We start from the raw sequence: 22,238 nt of genomic DNA on the forward strand, positions 1-22,238 counted from the left end.
TCTTGATATCGTGTTTGGTTGCACAACACATCAGCCCACAGAACACCCACAGGCAGCGGGCGTTTTATTGGCGCTTGTAAAACGGGCGTTTCACGATTTCAGCCGCCACCGGGCGATTGCGGATGAGTACATCCACTTGCCGCCCAATCTCGGCAAGGTCGGGTCGCACAAACGCCATGGCGATATTTTTTTCGAGGAAGGGCGCATAGGAACCGCTCGTCACGACGCCCACGGTTTCGCCGTCAACCTGGACGGGGTAGCCCTGGCGAGGAATGCCGCGCCCGCGCATTTCGAGCATGACGAGTTTCTTGCGCAAGCCGGTTTCGCGCAAGCGGCGGGTGGCTTCCGCGCCGACGTAGTCGCCTTCTTTGGCGACAAAGCGCCCCAAACCGGCTTCGAGGGGCGAGGTTTCTTCGTCAAGTTCGTGCCCGTAGAGCGGCAACGAGGCTTCGAGGCGCAGGGTATCACGCGCACCCAAGCCGGCGGGGAGCACGCCTTCATCGCGCCCGGCGTCCAGCAAGGCGTTCCAGAGGTCGGCGGCTTCATCCGGCGCGACAAAGAGTTCAAAGCCGTCTTCGCCGGTGTAGCCCGTCCGCGCCAACATGACGACATGTCCGGCGACGGTGGTACGTATATGATGGTAGAATTTCACGCTCGTGAGGTCGGTGTCGGTGAGGCGTTGCAAGATTTCAGCCGCTTTGGGTCCCTGGAACGCCAACAAGGCAAACTCATCACTCCGATTGCGGGCTTCAACGCCGTCAAAATCGGCAAGAATGCGGTTGACGTGATTCCAGTCTTTTTCAATGTTGGCGGCGTTGACCACGATGAGGTAGTGGTCGTCGGCAATCTCATACACGATGATGTCATCCACCGTGCCGCCTGATTCGTTCAGGAACATGGAGTACTGCGCTTTTCCGGGGGTCAGTTTTTCAACATCGTTGGCTGTGAGGTATTGCACAGCGCGGCGTGCATTGGGGCCTTTGAATTCAAATTCGCCCATGTGGCTAACGTCGAAAAGACCGGCTGCACGACGAACAGCCAGGTGCTCGTCAATAATGCTGGTGTATTGCACCGGCATTTCCCAACCGCCAAACGGCACCATGCGTGCGCCCATGGCGAGGTGGGTCTCGTACAGCGGTGTGCGGCGTAGGGTTTCGTTGCTCATACACTCCTCCGTGGAGTAGGCTCTTTCGATTGTTCCACAGGTGGAAAAAAAGCCGGATGGCTTGGATACGTCGCCGCCATTCTAGACGCGCCCTGTATAAACGTCAATCAGGGCAAGAAGCAGGATGGCGGGGAACGCGGCGACAGCGGGAGAAAAACAAACCGCCTCGGTTGGTCGCCGAGGCGGTCATTCATCAGTTTTCGGGCGAGGGATACGGCGCCGGATAGACGTTTGGGTCGGGGGTGGGCGCTAACACATCAGGCGCAGGATACGGGTAGGCGTCTGTGGGTTGCGACTGCTCTACCGGGGTGTTCTGTTCCGGGGCGGGGGTGGCGTCGCCACTGCTGCTACTACACGCAGCCACCGCCAGCAAGAGCATCAAGGTCATGGCAAGCAACAAAGCATGTTTCTTCATACGCTCCCTCTCAGTGATTGGTGTTGGTTGAACATGGCATGTTTGCCAGGGCACGTATCTTTGCAAACAGCATGCAGGCGGTCAAGCGCTGTTATCGCTCGCCGCCGCCGTCTTCGCTCACGGGCGCACTTTCCGCCGCGGGCGCAGTTCCAACAAGATAGCGCGCCGCCCACGGGCGATAATTGCTCCAAAAGACATCGTGGTAGAGCGTCTGGCCGCTTTCATCGGTCACAATACGCTCCACTTTCACCTTTGCCCCATCATGCGCCCAATCCACCTGTTTGGTCACGCCGGCGGGCAATGAGGGGTCTTCGGTGTAAATGGGTTCGGGTGCCGGCGTCGTTTCCAAAATTGTGGGTCCAATCATCTGCACCGTGCGCCCTGTGTCGGGACCGTACAGGTAGAAGGTGATTTCTTCGGTCCGCTGGTTGACTTCGCTTTCGATGAGGTAGTAGTTATCGGTATCGTTGACGAATTTGAAATCCACATAGGGCGAATAGACCGTTGCATCCATGCCAATGGGGGGCTCGTAGTACGAAACCCGATACCCATGCGCATAGCGCTCGGTAATCTGGAAGCCGCCCCAGAAGGCCGCGCGGAAAAGCGTCGTTGAGACCTGGCAGACGCCGCCGCCAATGCCCACTTCGGTGCGGTTGCCCAGAATGATATAACTTTCCTCGTAGCCCGTCGCATCAACCACCCAGCCCAGATACTTGTTGAAACTAAACTCACTGTGCGGGGGAATGACCACACCGTTGAAACGCGCCGCAGCGACGGCTACGTTTTGCTTGCGTCCAGCGGGGGAACCGGTGAACGTGCTGTACCCTTTGGCGGCAACCCCTGTAATGTTGAATTTGGCGGCGTCGGCGGTGGAAACAGGCGGCGGTGTGATGGTTAGCGGCAGTTCAACCTGCGTGCGACCGGCAAGCACGGCGTCTTCAATCGCCGCAAGCGCCGCATCCACATCCAACGTCACCCCGTCCTGGCTGACCACCAACGGCGTCAGCACGCCGGTTTGCGGATCGTAATCGAAGCGGGCTTCACGGGCAGGCTGGTTGAGGCGCGCCGCCAGGGCTTCCACCTCAGGGCGCAGGCTGGAAACATCCAGGCGCACACGCCACCGCCGCGCGCCATCTTCCAGTTGCTCCGGTTCAATGCGAATCATTTGCGCCAGACGCGCCTGGTCAATCGTCAGGCTCAGCGTGCGTGTGCGCTGCACCACGCCATCCGCCGTGGGCGCCCAGTAGGGCAGGCTGGCTTGCACGTGCAGCGGTTCCGCCAGCAGGCGGCGCACAAACGCGGCCGTCTCCGCCGCCGAGGGGATGAGCGGCGGTTCCTCTTGCACCACCAACTCAATGGGCGCACGCTGACCACCGCTCAAAGCGGCACGCAAGCGCGCTTCGCTGGCTTCCCAATCCAGCGAGCGCCCCATCACCGCCGGATATTCGACGACGTCAAGCCCCACCACTTCCACGCGGGCATCCTGCGGGGGGCGGGCGATGGCGTTGGCCGCATTGGTCAGAATCGCCGCAATAGCGTGTTCATCCACCGTGTACGCCGGCGGAATATCCACGCCTTCCTGGCTGATTCGCCACCAGACAAGCGGGCGTTTCCAAAACGTGTCAGAACGCCCCACCGCATACGCTCGCGCCAGCACTGTTTCAACATCGGGGCGCACCCCCAATTGCCCCACCGGCACACGCCAGACATGTTCGCCGGCGCGGATTTCGACCTGCTCGTTGGGCGGCAGGCGCAAACTTTCTTCAATGAGCCGCGCCGCCTCCGCCCTGGAAAGCCCGCCAACGGGCACACCGTTAACGCTCACACCGGGAAACAGACGCCCCGCATACGCCACCTGAATGGCGAGCACAATCACCAGAGTGACGAGAACGGGGGTGAGAGCGGCAAACAGGGCAAACCCCCACCATGGGCCAGGGGTGCGGTCGGTATGCGTGTGCGTGTGTGGGAAAGAAAAAGTGCCGACGTTTTGGGCCATAGGCCGCTCCTTTTTTGACAACTCAACGCCAGGCGGCGGGCGTTTTTGTGAATGCGGGCTGTTTTGCTGAGAAGTATAGCCGCCGTGGTGAGAATGAGCAACCATTTTGGAAACAAGAAACGCTCCGCGCCTTTCTGCACACAAGACGCGGAGCGTGCCACACTCTCAGGCTGGCTCACCCGGTGCGGTGCGCCAGCCCAATGATGTCGCGCAAGTGGCGGTAGTCATGCGCTTGCATGAACGCCAGCAATTCGTCGGTGATGTGGCGGAAAGCGTCCAGTCCGCGGTAGTAGACAGCCGAGCCTACGCCAACCGCGGTTGCGCCCGCCATGAGCAGTTCGACGGCGTCTGTGCCGGTGGTCACGCCCCCTGTGCCGATGATGGGCACATCGGCGGGGATGGATTGGCGGATTTCGTAGATACATCGCACAGCAATCGGCTTGATGGCGGGACCGCTCAGTCCGCCACTCTTGTTCGTCAAAAGCGGGCGTCCGCTTTCGACGTCAATCACCATGCCGGGCATGGTGTTGATGGCGGTAATGCCGTCTGCGCCGGCGGCGACCACATCAGCGGCAATCCGCCCAATGTTGGGCACATTGGGGGCGAGTTTGACGAAGAGCGGCACGGTACAGACCGGCCGCACAGCCTCGACGACGCTCACCGCGCCCGCACAACTGGCGGCGAACGGCTCGCCATAGTCATCGTGGACGTTGGGGCAGGAAATGTTGAGTTCCAAAATATCCGGCGACGCCTGCAACACAGTCCGCGCCACCTCGGCGAATTCGTCGGGTGTGCCGGCGAAGATACTCGCGATGAGCGGCACCCCCAACGGGCGCAAGCGTTGCCGGGCTTCAGCCAGCAGGTGGGCTTCATGGTGCGCGCCGGGGTTGGGCAAGCCCACCGCGTTGATGAGACCAGCCCCCCAGTCGGCGATGATGGGATTGGCGTGCCCTTTGCGCGGTTGGGGTCCGGCGGATTTGGCGGTCACTGCGCCGGCGCCCAGGCGGGCGGCTTTTTCCAGCAAGGTGGCGCTGGTGCCCAAAATGCCGCTCGCCAGCACCAGCGGATTGGGCAACCGCACGCCGCACAAGTCAGTTGAAATGTCAATCATGGTTGGCATACGCTTCACACACGTTTGTTGATTGCCGGCTTTCTACTCTGGTTCAACTTTCCAGATAGCGCAAGACGGCGGCGTACATCTCGGCGTCGAGCGCCTGGGCTTCGTGGAGCACGCGCAACAAGTCGCGCAGGCGCATGGTGGCGTGCAGGCGCACGCCCTGCGCGGCAAGGTTCTCACGCGCCCCCGATTCGCGGTCAATGAGCACCACCACATCTTCAACCACCAGCCCCGCTTCGCGCAATGTGTGCACGCCTTTGAGCGCCGAGCCGCCCGTTGTCGCCAAATCCTCAACCACGACCACGCGCTCGCCGGCGTTGTAGGCGCCTTCAATGGTGCGCGCCCGCCCGTAGGTCTTGGCTTCTTTGCGTGGGTAGATGAAGGGCGCGTTCACGGTGAGCGCCACCGCCGTGCCGATTGGCAAACCCGCGTAGGGAATGCCTGCAATGCGGTCGTAGACAAGTGTGCGCAAATGCTCAGCATAGCAGTATGCCGCGCGCGCCAGCACGTCGGGGTGCGACGCCATGAGCCGCAAATCAATGTAAATGGGCGATTGTTTTCCGCTGGCAAGCGTGAATTCGCCAAACTGAATTGCGCCGATACGGTGCAACGCCAGCGCAAGGTCGCGCCAGGCAGGCGGCGGGGGTGTTGTGTCGGCGGTCGCCTGGGCGTTCCGCAGGGTGTCGCGCAGGGTGCGGGCGGCATTCAGCGGGTCTTCGGCGGCGGCAATCGCCCGCGAAACGGGGACAATCGCCCGCTGGCGAGCGGCGTGCAGCGTCGCCACCGGGTCGCCCCCTTGCGCGCCAACGCCGGGCAAGAGCAACCACGCATCGGGGGCAAGCGCGCGCACACGCGCCACCGCGTCGGGATAGGTAGCGCCTACCACCAAGCCAACGCGGTCGCTCCACGCCGTGGCTGTGCGCGCCACATGCTCGTAGAGCGGGCGACCATAGACCGGGAGCGTCTGCACATCGCGCGCGGCGGGGTTGCTGGTGTGGCAGAGCACAAAAACGGCGCGGCGCGGGTCTTGCAGGAAGGGGCGGACCGCGTCTTCACCGAGGTAGGGGCTGAGCGTCACCGCGTCGGCGTCCAGCCATTCGTAGCACGCGCGGGCGTAGGCGTCGGCGGTACTCCCAATATCGCCACGTTTGGCGTCCAGCAGAACGGGGAGCCCCAGGGCGTGGGCGTGGGCAATCGTTTGGCGCAAGGCATCCAGCGCTTCCAGCCCGCCGGCTTCGTAAAACGCTATGTTGGGCTTCACACAACACGCATACTCCGCCACCGCGTCGAGCAAACGACGTCCCCACGCCAGCCAGGGGTTGCCCGTGGCATGGTCTTCGGGCGTGAACCAGGCGGGACGTGGGTCAAGCCCCACGCACAAGGGCGTGTTCAGGCGTTCCTGGCGCTCGGCAACACGCTCGAAAAATGAATCGCGCATCGTGCTCGCTCCTACGCCTCGCCCCGGCAGAGCACCGCCGCGAGCAACGCCATGCGAATGTAGAGCCCATTGCGCACCTGGCGGAAGTAGGCGGCGCGGGGGTCTTTGTCCACTTCATAACTGATTTCACCCACACGCGGCAGCGGGTGCATCACCACCATGCGCTCTTTGGCGTGCGCCAGCAATTCGGGCGTGATGGTGTAGTAATCCTTCACCTGTTCGTACTGCGCCAGGTCGGTGAACCGTTCTTTCTGCACGCGCGTCACGTAGAGCACATCCGCTTCGCCGATGACTTCATGCACATCGTAGGTTTCGCGCACATCGTAGCCGGCATCGCGCACCTTGTTCATCAAATCGAGCGGCATGCGCAAGATTTCGGGGCTCACAAAGCGCAGTTTGACGTTGTATTCAAGCAGCAACTCGGTCAGGCTGTGCACCGTGCGCCCGTAGCGCAAATCGCCCACCATGGCGATGGTCAAGCCGTCAATCGTGCCCATTTCTTCCAGGATGGTGAACAGGTCGAGCAGGGCTTGCGTGGGGTGCTCGCCGGGTCCGTCCCCCGCGTTGATGACGGGCACGCTCGCATAGTGCGCGGCGGTGGCGGCGCTCCCCTTTTCAGGGTGGCGCAGGACAATCACGTCGGCGTACTGCTCCAGGGTGCGCACGGTGTCGGGCAGTGATTCGCCTTTGCTCACGCTGGAAAACTGCACGCCCTGCGTGATGGGAATGACACTCCCGCCGAGCCGCTCCATTGCCGCGATGAAACTGGACGAGGTGCGTGTACTCGGTTCGTAGAAAAGCGCCGCCAGCACGCGGTGCTTCAACAGGTCAATCCCCCCGCGCGCTTCCACCACCTGGCGCATGCGTTCCGCCAGGGCAAAGAGGTAGTCGAGTTTCTGGCGGTTGAATTGGGAAACGGCGAGAATATCTTGCTGGTAGAAGGCGTTTTTGCCGGGCAGGTTGTTGAAGATGGTGGCTTCATCAAAGACGAGTGTCTGCTGGTTGGTCATGGTTCCTCTCCTTTTGGTGTTTGGTTGATCAACAACCCAACGATTTGCGAACGGTTAGTGTAGTGCGGCATCGCGCACGTTTCGCCCAGTCCCCGGAAGCGCCAGCACGCGCCCTTCCTCGAACGCGGTTTGCCCGCGCACAACAGTCCGCACGACCCGCCCACGCACGCGCATGCCGGCAAAGGGCGACCACCCCACTTTGGTGAACCAGCCTTGTTCGGGGAGCACCCATTCGGCGTCGGGGTCAACTTCGACATAGGTGTCGGGTTGCGCCGGCAGGTTGAAGATGGCGCGCGGGCGTCGGTGCGTCAGGTCAATCAGTTTTTCCATGGAAAGCCGCCCCTCATGGACGGCGGTCAGCAGCAAGGGGAGTGTGGTTTCCAACCCCGGCACGCCGGGCGGCGGCGTGGGGCTTTGTTTTTCTTCGATGGTGTGCGGTGCGTGGTCGGTGGCGATACAATCCACCACATCCAAATGCGCCCACAACGCATCGCGGTCGGCGCGTGTTGCCAAGCGGGGGCGCATATCGCCGAACGCGCCCAAACGGGGCAGGTCATCTTCCGTCAGCCAGAGGTGATGGGGCGTCACTTCGCACGTGATGGGAAAACCGCGCTCCTTTGCCAACCGAATCGTCTCAATTTCAGCGGCGCGGCTCACGTGGCAAAAGTGGACATGCGTCCCGGTGAGCGCCGCCAACGCCGCCAGAGCGGGCACAAAAAGCCCCTCCGCATGCACCGCAACAGGTCCAGCACCGCGCCAGTGGCGCAGGTGGCGCATCACCACCGCCAACGATTCAACGCGCAGCGGTCCAAACGTATCGTTGACGTAGATTTTCAGCCCGGCGGCGCGTTGTTGCAACGCGGCAGGCAACGGCGCGTTGGTGTCCGTCGCGCCGAGAAAAATGCCATAGTCGCACCGCGCCCCTGCGCGTGCGCGAGCGTCCGCCAGGGCGAACGTCTCCGCGTCAGTAATGGGGGGCGAGGTGTTGGGCATCGCCAACACGGTGGTGACACCCCCCGCCAGGGCGGCGGCGGTACCTGTGGCGAATGTCTCTTTGTGCTCGCCGCCCGGTTCGCGCAAATGCACATGCACATCAATCAATCCAGGAAGACGCATCGCTTCGCTCCTTCATTCAAGATAGAAAAAAGGGCAACTCCTTGAAGAGTTGCCCTTGAAAAATCAACAGTGCGACGGTTTGCCCGCAACCGTGCCCCGCCAGCCATATGCCGTTGTGGGTCTCGTCCGCTCCACATAAAAAAACCCGGCCTCTTGCAATTGCCGGGATTGCATGCTACACGATTTTGCCGACTTTGCCAAATCAACACGGGGCGCAAGCCCCCGCCCGCTCCCATTGACCGACAACCATTTGCCAAACTGCGCGGCTTCTGTGTAGAATGCCCACCAGTAGAAACCACACGTGCGGGGTTGTATGAAGCGCATTGGAGAAGTTTCAGCCGAATTGGACGTTTCACCTCACACCATCCGCCGCTGGGTGGAAACGTTTGGCGCTTTTCTGAGCCCGCACGCCCGCCAAACCCACCGCTACACGGATGAAGATATCGCCGTTTTGCGCACGATTGCCCGCCTGCGCCGCGAGGGGCGCTCATTCGACGCCATCACCGAAGCCCTGCGCGACGCCGAGCCTTCATCGCCGGCTTCGCTGGCGCGCACCACCACGCCGGACGACGAGGCTTGGCAACAGGTGTTGGCGCACGTGCAGGAAACCCACCACACCTTGCTGAACACGCAACTGGCAAACCGCGATTTGCTGGCGGTCATCGTGCAAGATAACTTCGCGCTGAAAGAGGAAAACGCCCGCCTGCGGCGGCGCATGCAAGCCCTGGAAGAAGAGTTGAGTCGCCTCAAAGAAAGCGACTGGAACCATCGCCTTTCGTTGGAAGAGCGCTTGGCGCTTCTGGAACGCCAACTTGAAGCGTCCAAACCCTGGTGGAAACGACTGTTGGGACGCTGAGCACAAAGGAGCGCACCGGTATGTGGATGGACATCATCCTTCTGCTCATTCTCATTACTTCAATGCTTGCCGGCTTCTCGCAAGGCACGGTCTGGCAACTCATCAACATTGGCGCGCTCTACTTCGGCGTGAGTGTCGCGGCGGGCTATTACACGCGCGTCACGCGCCTCATGCGCAAATACCTCGGACCGTCTGACACGCTCACCCGCGATACCATTGTGTTTCTGGCGATTGTGTTTGGTATCTGGGGCGCGATTATGCTCGCCTCGCGGTACAGTTTTCGCGGCGTGAACATCAAAACCGGCCGCACACTCGACCAACTTGGCGGGATGGTGATTGGGCTGGTGGTTGGTTTCGTCTGGTGCTTGCTGTTGTTGCTGGTGCTCGGGTTTATCACCAGCGTCCCCTGGCCCCAGTACGACGGGGCGCGCATGTTCATTGTCAACGGGCTGCGCCATTCGTTCCTGCGCCCCTTCATCCTCAGCCTGCTTCCGCTGCTGGTTGAGGTGATTTCGCCCTGGATTCCAGGCGGTACACCACCCATCTTCACAACGATTTTCAGCGTCATTCGCTAAGCCGTTTTCGCCGTCGTCCTCAACGTCGCCCCCCGCGCAGCGTTGCGGCTGCGCCGCCCTCTTCGTCTGCGCGAGGCGCATACGCGCTTCCCCAAACAACCAACCCCACAGGAGCACCGCATGCTTCGCTCTCCTCGCTGGCTGCTGTTCGTCATCGTATGGCTGCTGCTCGCCGCAACAGCCCCACACCCCACCACCAACCTGCTCACCAACCCCGATTTTGAAGACGGCTTGACCGGCTGGGCGATCCACCCTTCAACCGCCACGGTCGCGCTCACGACGGAGGCATGGAGCGGCAACCAGGCGGTCGCGCTTTCCAAAACAACCGCCACGGGCTATGTTCGCCTCTCTCAGCGCGTCCCCGTCACCGGCGGCGCGACCTACACCATGGCGGGCTGGGTGCGCTGGCGGTCTCCACATCTGAGCAACGCCAAGTTGCAAGTGCGCTGGTATAGCGCAAGCGGGGCGCTGGGCGGATACCTCGATACGCCTGCGGCGGCGCGCGCCGACACCTACCAGCGTCTGGAAACAACGCTCACCGCCCCACTCGATGCGGTGGAAGCCGAAATCGCCTGCTACACGTATGTGAACCAAGCGCCGCCTGATGAGCCGCTCCTCTGCGACGCGTTCACCTTCACGCTCGCCGACACGCCCACACCGACACCACCTCCCACGGCTTCCCCCACCGCCACGATGCTCCCCACGCCCACAAGCACATCGTCGCCCGCCCCCACCAGCACACCTACGCCGACGGCACCCCCTACACCGACCGCCAGCGCCACCCCCACGGGCACCCCCACACCGCCCCTGCCCGCCTTCGGCACGCTCGTGCTGAACGAAATCCTGCCCGCCCCTTCCGCCGTGGATTGGGACGGCGACGGCGTCGCCAACGCTCAGGATGAGTGGATCGAACTCGCCAACTTCGGCGCAACCCCGCTCGACCTCACCGGCTGGCAACTCGACGATGCCGAGGGCGGCTCTGCGCCCTACACCTTCCCGCCCGGCTCGCTCATCCCGCCCGGCGGCTTCCTGCTCCTCTTCCGCACCCAAACCGGCCTCGCCCTCAACAACGACGGCGACAGCGTCCGCCTCTTCACCCCTGACGGCACCGCCTGGGACTCGTTCACCTTCTCCGCCACCACCCCAGACGCCAGTTTCAGCCGCGACCGCACCACCTGGCACGACGACTGGCCTCCCAGCCCCGGCGCGCCGAACACGCCCCCACCTCCCCCCACCCCCACGCCGACCCCGCCTGCTGTGGTTCCCCTGCTTATCAGCGAAGTGGTGTACGACGGGACGCAAAGCGGCGACGGCGACGAATTTGTGGAACTGTACAATCCGACCGATACCGCTATTCCGTTGGCGGGCTGGGGGATTGGTGATGAAGAAACACGCGGCGGGAGCGAAAGCCTGTACCGGTTCGACGGCGATTTTACCCTCGCGCCGCACGGCACGCTGGTCATTGCGCGGGATGCCGCCGCGTTTCATGCCCGCTTTGGCGTTTGGCCCGATGCGGAGATGAACCCCGTCAGCGATACGGTGCATGTGCCCACCCTTTCACGCGATACCACATGGGGACGCGGGCATTGGGCGCTGAGCAACAGCGGCGATGAAGTGGTGCTGGTGGACCCCTTCGGGCGGGTGGTGGACGCGCTTCCTTTCCGCAATGCGGACTATGCCGCCGTTGGGCGGACGGGGCACGACATTAGCGCGCCTGCGCCGCGGGCGCTCCATCGGGTGGTGGAATTACAAGGTACACATTTGAACGACATTCTCGCTTACGACGCGCCTTCGCCTGGTGAACCGCGCCACATTCCACCCCCGCCAGCCTCTATGCCGCCCGCCTACGCATTCGGACCGTTTCGCGCCTACCGCGGCGTCCTGCATGCGCACACGACGTACAGCGACGGCAGTGGACCGCCGACGCTGGCGTTTGCCACAGGGCGCGCCAATGGGCTGCACTTCCTTGCCATCAGCGACCACAGCCACTGGTTCACACCTGAGGAGTGGGCGCGCCTGGGCACCGTCGCCGATGCCGCCAATCAGCCGGGGGCGTTTGTGGCGTTGCGCGCGTTCGAGTGGACCAGCCGCGAGCATGGGCACATCAACGTCTGGCGCACAGATGATTTCTTCTCGCGCGAGATGCCCGGCGGCGAATCGGTGCAGGCGCTGTACGACTGGCTGGCGGCGCGTCCCAAGGCGCTCGCCGAGTTCAACCACCCGTTCGAGGGGCACTTCGACGATTTTGTGCTGCGTGAAGAGGTGCGCGGTCAACTCGTTCTGCAAGAAATCGCCAATAGCGCGGCGGTTTTGCGCTTTGCCGAAGCCTATTGGCGCGCGCTCTGGCGCGGCTGGCGGGTCGCTCCCGTGGCGAACCTGGACACCGAATCGGCGAATTGGGGGCGCGACGGCGATCTTCGCGCCGGTTTGCTCGCCACCGACCTGACCCGCGAGGCGCTTTTCGAGGCGATGCTCGCGCGCCGCGCCTTCAGCACGGAAGATGCTTCGCTGGCGCTCGCCCTGCGCAGTGGGGAGACCTGGATGGGCGGCGACATTCCCCCCGGCGAGACCACGCTCACCTTCTACGTTGCGGATGAAGAGGGCGAACCCCTGACGCTTGAACTGTGGCGCGAAGGCGCACCCGTCTGGCGCGTCGGTCTCACACCCTCCGCGACGCCCACCACACGCACGCTCACCATTGAAGCCGCTCCCGGCGAGGTGCTGCTGGCGCGTGCCGTGCAAGCCGATGGGCAAGAAGCGTGGAGCGCCCCGCTCTGGGTGCAGGGTGTTTGGAGTCCACCGGGCGTGTTGGTCAATGAGGTGTTGCCCGCGCCCCGCCAGACCGACTGGAACGAGGACGGGGTCAGTGATGGGGATGATGAGTGGATTGAACTCTACAACCCGCTCGATCGTGCGGTTGGGCTGGGGGGCTGGCAGTTGGATGATGAAGAGGGCGGCAGTCGTCCCTACACGTTCCCACTGGGCACGGTTATCGCGCCGCACAGTTATCTAGTGCTCTTCAAGAAAACGACCGGCGTCAGTCTCAACGATGCAGGAGATACCGCGCGCCTGATTGCGCCGACGGGGGCTGTGGTGAGCGAGATACCCTATGCGCACGCCGCCAATGACGGCAGTATCGCCCGCGACGACAAAGGGCGTCTGCACACGAACTGGCCGCCCAGCCCCGGCGCGCATAACCGCGCCCCAGAGACGCCCACCACCCCGGCGTCACCGCCACCACCACTGCTTTCTACGCTGGCGGACGTGCGGCATATGCCACTCGGTACACGGCTGAGCGTGGAAGGCGTGGTGAGTGTACCGCCGCATCTGCTGGGGCATGGCATTTTCTACGTGCAAGATGCGGAAGCGGGGTTGAAAATCTACGCGCCCGCGCTCGACCTGTCGGCTTTGCACCCCGGCGACCGTGTACGCCTGACGGGGGTCTTGCGCACGTTCCACAACGAGCGCGAACTGCGCCTGGAAAGCGCCGCTGACATTGTGCGACTGGACACTGGTGAAGCCCCAACGCCGCTATTTGTGCAAACAGCATTGCACCCGGCGCACGAGGGGCGTCTGGTGCAGGTGGATGGCGCGGTGTTGCGCTGGTACTACAACCGCTGGTGGCTCGCCGTTTCTGATGCAGAGGTAGAAATCTACGTGCGGCAAAGCACTGGTCTGCGCCGTCCCTGGCTCGAACGGGGGATGCACCAGCGTATTGTTGGGATTGCCGCCACCTGGGACGATGGTATGCGCATTCTCCCCTTCGACGCCACGCACATCACCACGCTCTCCTCCACATCTGCGTCCAACGCGGCACGTCCAACAGTGCGCACCGCCCCGCGGTATCGCCCACGCACACCACGGATACGGTTCTGGCAGCGCTACTTTGCGCTGTAGCGCACCGCTCGCCACAAAAAAACACGCCCGCGCGATTGCGGGCGTGTTGCCTTTTGGGCTGAATTGCTATCAATCTCAATCTTTAGGCATCGCCTTCAACGCTTCGTATGCCGGGCGCACAATGGTTTCCGGATAGGCCGGCTCGGTAATGCACCAGTAATATTGTTCATCGTCGGGCGTCCAGTCGTAGTTGCACACATAAATGAGCGACATCAAGCCAATCCATGGACGCCAGTTTTCCTTGGCGAACTGGTACGCCCGCACCAGGTACTCGGCTTGCTGTTCGGGCGTTACCGCGTGCCAGTGGTAGGGCGAATCGGGACGTGGGTCGGTTGTCCAGCCCATTTCGAGAATGGCCACGCGCCGGTTGGTATCGCCGTATTCTTCCATCACAGCCCGCAAATCTTCGACACGGCGGAACGTAAACCAGCGCCCTTTCCCGTACACATCGGGGTTGGCTTCCACTTCATCAGGGCTGACTTCGGGCGGGGCTTTGAAACCGGGCGCATGCGCTCCCAATACGTCAAAATAGCCCTCGCTGTTGCCGCCCATGGCTTCGTACATGCCGCGCAGATACTCCACATCGTTCATCGCCACCGGCATGGGGCCACCCGTCGGCGACAACCCAGCACTGATGACGATGGCGTTGGGGTCGGCGCTCTTGATGGCGTTGTACGCTACGCGGAGCATTTCCACATATTCGGCCGGGTTGGGCGGCTGGTTGCACCATTCACGCGCCAGGTTGGGCTCATTCCAGATAGAATAGGCGGCAATGCGCCCTTTGTAGCGGCTCGCCATCGCGTAGAGAAAGTCTGCGTAGTCTTGCAGATTTTGTGGCGGGCCCATCTCGCCGCCGCCGGTGCAGTTCGGGTTCGCCCAAGCCGGCTGGCGGTCAACACGGGCGAGGATTTTCAGCCCAAATTCGTCATGCGCCATCTCGACAATGCGGTCGGGGCGGCTCCAGTCGAAAGCCCCCTTTGCCGCACCCTCGATTTCACGCCAGGCGAAATCCTGTTTCACCCAGCGGAACCCCGCATCGCGGATGAGCCCCAAATCGCGGTGCGCCACTTCGGGACGCCACCACATGAAGGCCTGCATGCCGTAGTCGGGCGAGGTCATCACATCCATGAAGTCGGAAGTTGAGGCCGCCGGCGGTGAAGTTGGCTCCGGCGCAGGTGTGGGTTGTTCATTCTCTTGCGCCTCGCCCCCCGTTGCGCCTTCTTCGGTTTGCCCTTCAACGACGGCTTCGGTTGCTGTTGGTTCGGCTGTGGGAGCGGTCGTTTCAGTTTCAGGTTTCGGTGTAAAGGTTGGTTTGAGCGTCAGAGCGGTGGTGGGAGTGACATCAGCCTGATCACCACCGCCACACGCCGCTAACAAAACCAACAACGCCATCAGGGTCACCATCAACCAGCGTTTTTGCATGTTCTACTCCTTTCTTGCGTAAAGGAAGGGTGACGTGTGCGACGCCACCCTTCACATTTTCATCAACCGGCTTTTATTTCGGCATAGAAGCCAGGGCATGGTACGTCGGCAAAGGATTGCCGTATTCGTCCACAATCCCCCACTGCGCCTGTTCGGAGCCGGGCGCGACCATCTTGAAGTTGAGGTTCCAGAGAATCATGCCGCCAACCCAGCCCCAGTTTTTCGCCATCTGGTAGGCTTGCACCGTCCAGGCGGCTTGTTCTTCGTAGGTGTTATCGTTGGCGTAGGCATAATGTTCGTTGACCGCAGGCCCAACCGCCCAACCAAATTCGGTTGCCCAAATCTTCTTCGCCGAATCGCCGTTGGCGACCATCACGTTGCGGTAGCCTTCCATAGTGCCGCGGAAGCACCAGGAGTGGTGGCGGTTCTCGAACGGACCACGGAACGTTGCCGTGGGGTCTTGCACAGTGCGCCAATCGCCGTCGGCAGGGCAGTTGTAGCCGCTGGGGTGTGCGCCAATGGCGTCGCTGTAATTCTTCAAGCCGGCGTTGTACATTTCTTGCAGGTATTCAATGTCATCACGGGCGAGGTTGCCCACATTGCCGGCGGGCGTCAACGCACCGCTGATGACGATGATGCTGGGGCAGGCTTCCTTGATAGCCACATACGCCGGTTTGAGCAAGTTCATGTAGTCCGCGGCGCTCAGCGGCTGGTTGCCCCATTCGTAGTGCAAGTTCTGCTCATTCCAAACTTCAATTGCACCCAAGCCTTTGCCGCAGTAGCGCTTGGCGACTTCGCGCACAAAGTTGGCGTAGGTGTTGGGGTCAGCCGGCGGACCTTCCACGCTCAGGTCGGCGCCTGCGGGGCGTGCCCACTGCGGCGCTTTCACAATGGAGAAGAGCACCTTGATGCCGTGGCGGTTCGCCGAGTCAATGATGGCGTCCATTTCGCCCCATTGAATTTGCCCCGGCGCCGGCTCAAAGACTTTCCACTCAATTTGTTGCTTCACCCAATTGAAGCCCAACCCCTGCACCAACTGCATAATCTGGTCTTTGTTCATGTAAATCATGTGCGCCTGAATGCCATACGCCATAGGCCCACTTGGCGCTGTGCTGGGCGGCGGTGGCGCCGCCGGTTTTGGCGTGGGTGTTGGCGTTGGCGCGTTGGGGTCGGGTGTCGCCGTCGGTTCAGGCGTGGGTGTCGCCGTGGGTGTTGGTGTCGCTTCGGGTGTGGGCGTCGGCGAGGGAATGATGACCTCTTGCGAGAATTCGCCGTAGGTGGTGGCACCACCGTCATCGGAGACGCCCACAACGATCTGGTAGCGCCCACTTTCTTCAGGCACTGCGAGCGCCACGCTCTTGCTCAGGTCGCGCACATCGCTGATGATTTCTTCGCCCTTTTCGTTGCGCACTTTGACGACCAGCGAGAAGGTGTTTTGCTGTGCGGCTTGTGCAGCGTTGCCCGAGCGATACGCTTCGATGACATCGAGCACCGCCGGGTTCGCCAGATGCGTATCCACCGTGGTGACACCCGCCAGGTTGAACGCCTGGAGCATGTTCAACTTGTACGCCACCGAGGCGGGCGTTTCCAGGTGCAAAACGCGCTGCGTGCTGGAAGAATCAGCGAACAACACGCGCATGGCATGCGTGGTTTCGTCCGCCGCCAGCACGCCGTTTTGCAAGGCGGGCAAATTGAAGGCGATTTCCTGCCCCGGCGCGACTTCGGTTGATTCGAGGTCAATTTCAACCTGGGCGAGCGTGGCCAGCACTTCGGGGTACGCCACAGCAACAGGCGTTTCGCCGGAGAGGTCGTATGCCCCCACAGGCAACACCGCTTCCAACTCGTAGCGGTTGACTTTGCCCGTCGCCCACGTCAGCAAGGCGGCGACTTCACCACCTTCACGCCACGCTTCGGGGTCGAGCGGGAGCGTGAGGCGTACCTGGTCGGCGGCGTTGCCAATCGCCACAAGGTCGTAGGCGCCACTGTCGAAATCCGTTTCGGAGATGCGCTGCGGTGTCGGCACACGCACAATCAACACTTTGCCGCGCTCATGCAGGGCATCGGCAAGTTGGCGAATAAAAGAGGCAAATTCCTTCCGCAATGCCGGGTCCACATTGCGGTAGTCAATTTCCAATCCGTCGTAGTTGCGTTCAACCGCCAACGCCACCAACTGCGAGACGTGATCGCGGATGACGAGCGGTTGTACCAGAATGTTGTCGGTCAAATCGCTGCGAATCACGCCATCGGCTTGCTGGTTGTGCACCACAGGCACCACAAGGACGCCGTTTTCACGCAAGCCGGCTGGTTCTTCGGCGAGTTGCCCCAGCGTGCCATCGGCATTGGCGATGTAGAGGCGCGGGCTGGCGACATTCGCCGTGCGCACCAACGCGGCGGCATCGCTTAGGCCGGGCGCCAGTTCCACGCCAGTGGTTGGCACAACAGGCGCCGTCTGCACCACGGCAAAGGCGCGCGGCACACGGTCCAGGTAGGCGTCAATTTCATCGTCTTCACGATAGAGCGTGTGCGGCACCCACGCCCATTGCGCTCCATCCCACACATAGACATCAAGCGTTTCATACGGTTCCGATTCATTGGGAATTGGAATAGCCAGCCGCAAGCGGGCTTCCACATCTTCATCTTTGGCGTCAAGCACATACACCGGACTGCGTACATCCACCTGCGGCGGCAGTGCCTGCAACGCCATCGCCATTTCTTGCGTCAGGTCTTCATCCGCCAGCGGGATATTGCCTTCCAGAAACTCCACACGCGGGACGCTTGCCATCCGCACTTTTAGCGGGGCTTGAGCCGCTTCTACCACAACTTGCGTGCCATCCGGGTCGTTGATTGACGCCCCGACGGGGAGTTCCGTATAGCCTCGGTCAAGGATGCGATCGAAGAGGGAAATGGGGGGGAGCCAAAGCGCCAACAGCAACAACAGTGGAATGACGACAAACGAGACAATCCGCGCGGCAGACCCTTCAAAGAGCGCCGTCAGCGTCTCCCACACTGTTGGCGATTGCGGTGTTTGTTCATGTTCCATGAATGGACCTCCCTACACAGTTCGTTCACAACAAAAGAGCCATGAGCATCATGAAAAGGCGCAACCTTTTCAAAAGTGATGCGCAATGGCTCTTCTCTGCTCAAAAGAATTCAATTCTGCACCGGTACATGTTTCATTCTGTTTCCTCATGAAACCGGCGCGGATTGTAGCACAGCCAACTTTGAACGCCAAAAGGTCAAAAAAACATGTGTTGATGGCAACAGAAAGCAAATAAGCGCATTTGCCTGCCCTATTCGTTTGCATGCTGGCGTCGGTAGAGCCGCGCATACAAGCCATTTTTTGCCAGCAATGTCGCGTGGTCGCCCTCTTCAACAATGCGCCCGCCATCCATCACCAGAATGCGGTGGGCGATGCGCACCGTGCTCAAACGATGCGCAATGAGAATGGTTGTGCGCCCCGGCAAGAAACGCGCCAACGCTTGCTGTATCGCCGTCTCACTCTCGCTATCCAACGACGATGTGGCTTCATCCAGAATGAGAATGCGCGGGTCGCGCAAGATAGCCCGCGCCAATGCAATCCGCTGGCGTTGCCCCCCACTCAACTTGACGCCCCGCTCGCCCACCGGCGTCTCGTAACCGTTCGGCAATGCCATGATGAACTCATGCGCGTAGGCGGCTTTGGCGGCGGCTTCTACCTCGGCGTCGGTGGCGTCAAGACGACCGTAGCGGATGTTTTCACGCACAGTCGCCGCAAACAAAATGGTATCCTGCGGCACGAGCGCCATCTGTTGCCGCAGGCTCGCCAACGTCACAGTGCGGATATCGTATCCGTCAATGAGAATGCGCCCCGCCGTCGGTTCATACAAGCGCAAAACAAGATTGGCGAGCGTGGTTTTGCCCGCGCCGCTCGGGCCTACCAGCGCCACCACTTCCCCCGGCGCAATGCGCAGCGAAATATCGCACAGCACGGGCGTTTGCGCGTTGTACGCAAACGACACATGCTCAAAGCAAATCTCGCCCCGTAGCGGGGGCAACGTTTGCGCGTTGGGCGTATCGGCAATCATCGGCGGTGTATCCAGCAAGGCGAAAAGGCGTTGCGCCGCCCCAACGGTTTGCTGAAACGCGCCATAGACGCCCGCTAGCGTATTCACCGAGCCGCTCATGAGGCTGGCGTAGAAGAAAAAGGCGAACACGTCCCCCACCGTGAGCGCCCCACTGAGCGCCTGCCGCCCGGCAAACCACGCCACCACCACAAACGCCACCATGAAAAGCATCCCCACCGTCGGCGTCAGCAGCGCCAACATGCGCGCCCGACGCAACGCCGCCTGCACGGTCTTCTGCACGCTCGCCACAAACCGCTCGCGGGCATACGCTTCGCGCCCAAACGCTTGCACCAGCCGCATGTTCGCCAGCGTCTCTGTCGCTACCGCTGTCGCTTCGGCAAGATGGTGCTGAATGGCTTCACTTTCTCGCCGCAGGACACGCCCGCTCAAGCGTGTGATGAGCCCCACCAGCGGCATCACCAGCAAAACCAGCACCGCCAGCCGCCAGTTCAGCCAAAAGAGAATGAGCACCGCGCCGACCAGCCGCAAGGTATGCAACACCAGCGCGGTGATGCTCGTGGTCAACCCCTGCTGGATGGTGGCAATATCGTTCGTCAGGCGCGAAACGAGTTCACCGCTCTGGGCATTGTCGAAAAAGGGGAGCGAAAGCCGCAAAAGGTGCTCGAAGAGGTGTACGCGCACATCGGCGGTCATCTGCTCGCTGACCCGGTGCAGGAGATACGTTTCAACAGCGCTACTCACAGCGCGCACCACCAACACGCCAATCAACAGCAACGCCGCACGGTTCAGCGCCGCCGCGTTTCCGTCAACAAACGCCGCGTTGACCACATCACGAAACAACAGGGGAATGAGAAGCGCCAGCAGGGCTGACACCAGAACAGCGCCTATTGCCGCCCCAAGCAGGAGACGGTAAGGCGCAAGAAACCGCAGCAGACGTTGCAAATGGCGTGTACGGTTCAGCATGGGCACCGTGTCGGGGTGAAGAAAAAGGCGAGGGGAGCCGTCCCCTCGCCTTGCTCAACAAGCGGGCTTATTTTTGTTCAGGCATGGATTCGCCAAGCACTTCGTCCACCAGACCGTACTCTTTCGCCTGATGCGCGTCCATGAAGAAGTCGCGGTCGGTGTCGGCTTTGATGCGTTCCAGCGGTTGCCCGGTATGCTTGGCAAGAATGTTTTCCAGGCGCTCACGCAAGCGCAAAATTTCGCGCGCGTGAATTTCGATATCGGTGGCTTGCCCGGTGATGCCGCCACCGGCAATCAGCGGCTGGTGCATGTGAATGGTGGCGTTGGGAAGCGCATAGCGCCGCCCCGGCGTCCCCGCCGCCAACAACACCGTCCCAAAACTCGCCGTCGAACCAATCGCAAACGTGGCAATCGGCGCGCGAATGAGTTGCATGGTGTCGTAAATCGCCAACCCGGCATGCACCGAACCGCCCGGACTGTTGATGAACATCTGAATTTCGCGTTCCGGGTTTTCGCGGTCCAGGTAGAGCAACTGCGCCACAATCAAGTTGGCGACTTGCGATTCAATCGGCGTCCCCAGAAAGACAATGCGCTCTTTGAGCAAGAGCGAGTAAATATCGTAGGCGCGTTCGCCCCGCCCCGTTGTCTCAATCACCATCGGCACGAGTGCGTTCAGCACCTCATACGGATTCTGCATACGTCCTCCTTATGCTTTGTCGGTTGATGAACCGTTGGTCGCATTGTAATCGTCCTGGTGCATTGAATCCAGCAGACGACTCAACAACGAGACCAAGGTTTGCAATTCATCGTCTTCAAACGACTCAAAAAGTTTCGCAATGAGCACGTTGTGTGCGGCATAGACTTCTTGCACCAATTCTAGCGCTCTTTCGGTCGGGATGACGAACACAACGCGACGGTCGAGGGGATTGCGGCGGCGCTCCACCAGGTTCAGCCGCTCAAGGCGATCAACAACGCCCGTCATGGTTGCCGCATCTTGTTGCGTGGCTTCGGCAAGTTGATTCATCGCGCACTGCCGCTCTTTGATCATGTACGCCAACGCCAAAAACTGCGGCAACGTAATGCCATAGCGGCTAATATGCTGGTTGAAGCGCTTTTGCGCAAGCCAACTCAGATGCATGAGCAGGCGCGAAGCCTGCTCGACAGCACGTTTTCGTTGGGCGTCATCAGATTGCCGTTTCACACATCCGCCTCGCAAAACACTTCATCACTTCAAAATTTTGTGTTGCAAATTATAGTCGGTGTGAAAGACACGTCAATGCAGCGGCGTCTCCGGATTGAATGGCGGCCATTTTCTCATCCAATTCTCACACTCTCTCCATAACTTCTCCACATTTTGAGCGTATACTTTCTGCAGAACGTGGGGGAGTGTGTCGGAACCAACAGAGGCATACGCCCTATTTCACCATCCAAGGAGGGGACCCATGAAACGCAAATGGCTTTTCGGACTTGGTGCGGCGGCGCTCGCATTGGCGTTGACGGCGGGCACGGTGTTTGTCAACACGTCGGTGGTGCACGCCGACGCGCCGGACGGTGTGCCGCGCGGCAAAGGCTTCTGGAAGCACGCCGCCCCCTGGTTCGGGCGTGAGACGTTCAACACCTTGCTCGCTGAGGAATTGGGGATTTCGGTTGAGGAACTGGAAGCCGCCCGGCAACGCGCGCTCGACCGTGCGTTGGCGCTGGCGGTTGAAGAAGGTATCCTCTCCGAAGAAAAAGCCGACCTCATCGAAGCCCGACATGTGATGCGCGACTACTTTGACCCGCTGGCGGTGCTTGCCGAGCAACTCGGCATGACGGTTGACGACGTCAAAGCCGCCATGCGCGACGGCTCGATTCGTGAGGCGCTGGCAACGCTTGACCGCCAGGCGCTGCGCGACGCCATGGAAGAAGCCTGGAACGCCGCCATTGACCAGGCGCTGGCGGACGGCGCTATTTCGGAAAGCGCCGCCGAACGTCTGCGCCAGATGCACGCCTTCAGCAATGGGTTGGGGCGCTACAGTGCGCCGGGGTGGTATCACCGTTACACCACGCCCGGCTTTGCCAAGCCGCACCCAGGGCGTGGGCATGCCTTTGGCAAACATGGCTTTGGATTTGACCGCTAACCCCCTCCCTCACACAAGACGCCCGACGGATGCACTCCCGTCGGGCGTTTTGTTTTGTTGCCAGGCGTCAACGCGGCTACACTA

At 61.4% G+C, this 22,238-nt stretch carries 16 protein-coding genes; 4 read left to right on the forward strand and 12 right to left on the reverse strand.

Annotated features, from left to right (window positions below; all coding sequences use genetic code 11):
- Nucleotides 1–64: 64 nt before the first annotated feature.
- From gcvT to SE16_RS08125, 7 genes are all read right to left on the reverse strand, one after another.
- Complete coding sequence (gene gcvT, locus SE16_RS08095) at nt 65–1,165, reverse strand: glycine cleavage system aminomethyltransferase GcvT (RefSeq protein ID WP_054492108.1); 1,101 nt, start codon at nt 1,163–1,165, stop codon at nt 65–67.
- Nucleotides 1,166–1,358: 193 nt separating this feature from the next.
- On the reverse strand, nt 1,359–1,580 hold the full coding sequence (locus SE16_RS08100; RefSeq protein WP_060687461.1) for a hypothetical protein: 222 nt from the start codon (nt 1,578–1,580) through the stop codon (nt 1,359–1,361).
- A 91-nt stretch (nt 1,581–1,671) separates the two neighbouring features.
- Nucleotides 1,672–3,576, reverse strand: a complete 1,905-nt coding sequence (locus tag SE16_RS08105) for a VanW family protein (protein WP_054492807.1) — start codon at nt 3,574–3,576, stop codon at nt 1,672–1,674.
- Between the two features lie 175 nt (nt 3,577–3,751).
- Nucleotides 3,752–4,696: a dihydroorotate dehydrogenase gene (locus SE16_RS08110; protein WP_201782265.1), complete on the reverse strand. Its 945-nt coding sequence runs from the start codon at nt 4,694–4,696 to the stop codon at nt 3,752–3,754.
- Between the two features lie 43 nt (nt 4,697–4,739).
- A complete protein-coding gene (gene pyrF, locus SE16_RS08115; RefSeq protein ID WP_054492227.1) occupies nt 4,740–6,131 on the reverse strand; it encodes an orotidine-5'-phosphate decarboxylase in 1,392 nt (463 codons plus the stop codon).
- Nucleotides 6,132–6,142: 11 nt separating this feature from the next.
- A complete protein-coding gene (pyrB, locus tag SE16_RS08120) occupies nt 6,143–7,141 on the reverse strand; it encodes an aspartate carbamoyltransferase (RefSeq protein WP_082374054.1) in 999 nt (332 codons plus the stop codon).
- Between the two features lie 54 nt (nt 7,142–7,195).
- Nucleotides 7,196–8,257, reverse strand: coding sequence for an amidohydrolase family protein (locus tag SE16_RS08125; RefSeq protein ID WP_054492226.1), 1,062 nt, complete (start codon nt 8,255–8,257; stop codon nt 7,196–7,198).
- A gap of 313 nt (nt 8,258–8,570) precedes the next feature.
- Here SE16_RS08125 and SE16_RS08130 point away from each other — a divergent pair, with 313 nt between their 5' ends.
- The 3 genes from SE16_RS08130 to SE16_RS08140 all read left to right on the forward strand — a co-directional run bounded on the left by SE16_RS08130 (nt 8,571) and on the right by SE16_RS08140 (nt 13,585).
- Nucleotides 8,571–9,113 carry a helix-turn-helix domain-containing protein gene (locus tag SE16_RS08130; RefSeq protein WP_054492225.1) on the forward strand — a complete coding sequence of 181 codons (543 nt, stop codon included), beginning with the start codon at nt 8,571–8,573 and terminating at the stop codon, nt 9,111–9,113.
- A 20-nt stretch (nt 9,114–9,133) separates the two neighbouring features.
- On the forward strand, nt 9,134–9,688 hold the full coding sequence (locus SE16_RS08135) for a CvpA family protein (RefSeq protein WP_054492224.1): 555 nt from the start codon (nt 9,134–9,136) through the stop codon (nt 9,686–9,688).
- A 120-nt stretch (nt 9,689–9,808) separates the two neighbouring features.
- Entirely contained in the window at nt 9,809–13,585 is a 3,777-nt protein-coding gene (locus SE16_RS08140) for a lamin tail domain-containing protein (RefSeq protein ID WP_060687463.1), read from the forward strand.
- Between the two features lie 75 nt (nt 13,586–13,660).
- On the opposite strand, the gene SE16_RS08145 is transcribed toward SE16_RS08140, so the two are convergent.
- The 5 genes from SE16_RS08145 to SE16_RS08165 form a co-directional block, all read right to left on the reverse strand.
- The gene (locus SE16_RS08145) at nt 13,661–15,007 is read right to left on the reverse strand and encodes a cellulase family glycosylhydrolase (protein WP_054492420.1); all 1,347 of its coding nucleotides are present in this window, start codon (nt 15,005–15,007) and stop codon (nt 13,661–13,663) included.
- 73 nt (nt 15,008–15,080) lie between these two features.
- On the reverse strand, nt 15,081–18,047 hold the full coding sequence (locus SE16_RS15770; RefSeq protein ID WP_054492419.1) for a beta-galactosidase: 2,967 nt from the start codon (nt 18,045–18,047) through the stop codon (nt 15,081–15,083).
- A gap of 250 nt (nt 18,048–18,297) precedes the next feature.
- Nucleotides 18,298–20,034: an ABC transporter ATP-binding protein gene (locus SE16_RS08155; RefSeq protein ID WP_054492418.1), complete on the reverse strand. Its 1,737-nt coding sequence runs from the start codon at nt 20,032–20,034 to the stop codon at nt 18,298–18,300.
- A 67-nt stretch (nt 20,035–20,101) separates the two neighbouring features.
- On the reverse strand, nt 20,102–20,710 hold the full coding sequence (locus tag SE16_RS08160; protein ID WP_235472327.1) for an ATP-dependent Clp protease proteolytic subunit: 609 nt from the start codon (nt 20,708–20,710) through the stop codon (nt 20,102–20,104).
- Nucleotides 20,711–20,740: 30 nt separating this feature from the next.
- On the reverse strand, nt 20,741–21,235 hold the full coding sequence (locus SE16_RS08165) for a MarR family winged helix-turn-helix transcriptional regulator (RefSeq protein WP_054492416.1): 495 nt from the start codon (nt 21,233–21,235) through the stop codon (nt 20,741–20,743).
- Between the two features lie 241 nt (nt 21,236–21,476).
- Between SE16_RS08165 and SE16_RS08170 the strand changes: the two genes are divergently transcribed.
- Entirely contained in the window at nt 21,477–22,154 is a 678-nt protein-coding gene (locus SE16_RS08170; RefSeq protein WP_054492415.1) for a hypothetical protein, read from the forward strand.
- Nucleotides 22,155–22,238 lie beyond the last annotated feature (84 nt).

The organism is Ardenticatena maritima, from assembly GCF_001306175.1.
Classification (GTDB): Bacteria; Chloroflexota; Anaerolineae; order Ardenticatenales; family Ardenticatenaceae; genus Ardenticatena; species Ardenticatena maritima.

What these genes read in the sequence shown, in the direction of transcription:
- pyrF (WP_054492227.1), bottom strand. Translation starts at nt 6,131, where the DNA reads ATGCGCGATTCATTTTTCGAGCGTGTTGCCGAGCGCCAGGAACGCCTG.
- SE16_RS08130 (WP_054492225.1), top strand. Translation starts at nt 8,571, where the DNA reads ATGAAGCGCATTGGAGAAGTTTCAGCCGAATTGGACGTTTCACCTCAC.
- SE16_RS08170 (WP_054492415.1), top strand. Translation starts at nt 21,477, where the DNA reads ATGAAACGCAAATGGCTTTTCGGACTTGGTGCGGCGGCGCTCGCATTG.
- pyrB (WP_082374054.1), bottom strand. Translation starts at nt 7,141, where the DNA reads ATGACCAACCAGCAGACACTCGTCTTTGATGAAGCCACCATCTTCAAC.
- SE16_RS08125 (WP_054492226.1), bottom strand. Translation starts at nt 8,257, where the DNA reads ATGCGTCTTCCTGGATTGATTGATGTGCATGTGCATTTGCGCGAACCG.
- SE16_RS08155 (WP_054492418.1), bottom strand. Translation starts at nt 20,034, where the DNA reads ATGCTGAACCGTACACGCCATTTGCAACGTCTGCTGCGGTTTCTTGCG.
- SE16_RS15770 (WP_054492419.1), bottom strand. Translation starts at nt 18,047, where the DNA reads ATGGAACATGAACAAACACCGCAATCGCCAACAGTGTGGGAGACGCTG.
- SE16_RS08140 (WP_060687463.1), top strand. Translation starts at nt 9,809, where the DNA reads ATGCTTCGCTCTCCTCGCTGGCTGCTGTTCGTCATCGTATGGCTGCTG.
- SE16_RS08100 (WP_060687461.1), bottom strand. Translation starts at nt 1,580, where the DNA reads ATGAAGAAACATGCTTTGTTGCTTGCCATGACCTTGATGCTCTTGCTG.
- gcvT (WP_054492108.1), bottom strand. Translation starts at nt 1,165, where the DNA reads ATGAGCAACGAAACCCTACGCCGCACACCGCTGTACGAGACCCACCTC.
- SE16_RS08135 (WP_054492224.1), top strand. Translation starts at nt 9,134, where the DNA reads ATGTGGATGGACATCATCCTTCTGCTCATTCTCATTACTTCAATGCTT.
- SE16_RS08105 (WP_054492807.1), bottom strand. Translation starts at nt 3,576, where the DNA reads ATGGCCCAAAACGTCGGCACTTTTTCTTTCCCACACACGCACACGCAT.
- SE16_RS08110 (WP_201782265.1), bottom strand. Translation starts at nt 4,696, where the DNA reads ATGCCAACCATGATTGACATTTCAACTGACTTGTGCGGCGTGCGGTTG.
- SE16_RS08145 (WP_054492420.1), bottom strand. Translation starts at nt 15,007, where the DNA reads ATGCAAAAACGCTGGTTGATGGTGACCCTGATGGCGTTGTTGGTTTTG.